We start from the raw sequence: 1388 nt of genomic DNA on the forward strand, positions 1-1388 counted from the left end.
TCGCTACGCGCGCGAACAGGTCGACGTGCGCCACACGACAAACACCGTCGAGATATTCCATCGCGGCCAACGCATTGCCGCTCACGGCAAAAGCGCTCACCGTCGCTATCACACCACGATCGACGCGCACATGCCGCCGGAGCACCTGGCTGTCGCCAAGGGCTGGGATCCGGAGCGGCTGCGCAACTGGGCCGCCGACATCGGCCCGCATACGGCGGCCGTCATCCAGCACCTGCTGGGTGCCCGCAAGCACCCCCAGCAGTCGTATCGCACCTGCCTGGGTGTGCTGCGCATGGGCAAGGACTACGGGCGCGACCGGCTCGAAGCTGCCTGCCGCCGCGCCATCGATCTGAAAGCGCCGAACTACAAGTTCATTGACTCGACGCTGAAGAACGGCCTGGACCGGGAGCCCGAACCCGCCACCGGGCAGGCCGACCTGCCGCTTGTGCATGCCAATGTGCGCGGGCCTTCGTACTACCACTGAAGCTGAAAGGGAGTCTATATGCTGCATCACCCCACTGTTGACAAACTGCACGCGCTGCGCCTGTCCGGCATGGCGGCGGCGCTTGCCGAGCAACAGTCCCAGGACGGCATTGACCGGCTGGGCTTTGAAGAACGTCTGGGGCTGCTGGTCGAGCGTGAATCCAGTGAACGTGACTCGCGACAAACGGCAGCCCGGCTGCGCCGGGCCAGATTGAAGGTTCCCGACGCTTCGCCCGAGGACATCGACTATCGCACCGCCCGCGGCCTGGACCGGGCGCTCACCGCCCGACTGCTGAGCGGTGAGTGGCTTCGGGAGAGGCAGAACCTGATCCTCGTTGGCCCGACCGGGCTCGGCAAGAGCTGGTTGGGTTGCGCCTTCGCCATCCAGGCGTGCCGCCAGGGGTTCTCCGCCTGCTATCTGCGCGTGCCGAAACTGAACGAGGAACTGGCGATCGCACACGGCAGCGGGCGCTACGCGCGATGGCTCGCACAACTTGCCAAGACGGATCTTGTGATTCTCGACGATCTGGCAATGGCGCCGCTGACCGATTCCGCGCGGCGCGATCTGCTTGAGGTTCTTGACGACCGTCACGGGCACCGTTCCACGCTCAACCTCCCAGATCCCGGTGGACCACTGGCATGAGGCGATCGGCGAACCCAGCGTCGCCGACGCGATACTTGACCGGCTGGTGCACAACGCCCATCGCATCACGCTCTCCGGCGAATCGCTGCGCAAGACGCGCAGTCGATTGACCGCAAAGCCGCAGTCCGAGTAAAAAGGTAAAGGTCCCGCGTCGCTGCGCTCCGTTTGTTCGCGATGGCGTGGAATCCTTGTTCACTTTGCCGTGGAATCACGATTCACTTTGCCGTGGAATGGCTGTTCTCTTTGCGTGGAATACGCAAGC

At 64.3% G+C, this 1388-nt stretch carries 2 pseudogenes; both read left to right on the top strand.

From position 1 onward, the window contains the following. Positions 1–484 (top strand): annotated as a pseudogene (locus P0D80_RS50190) (IS21 family transposase); the annotation flags it as partial. A gap of 18 nt (positions 485–502) precedes the next feature. Beyond that, a pseudogene (istB, locus tag P0D80_RS50195) lies at positions 503–1259 on the top strand (IS21-like element helper ATPase IstB). The last annotated feature ends 129 nt before the right edge of the window (positions 1260–1388 follow it).

The sequence above is a fragment of the Paraburkholderia sp. RL17-373-BIF-A genome, assembly GCF_046030175.1.
Classification (GTDB): domain Bacteria; phylum Pseudomonadota; class Gammaproteobacteria; order Burkholderiales; family Burkholderiaceae; genus Paraburkholderia.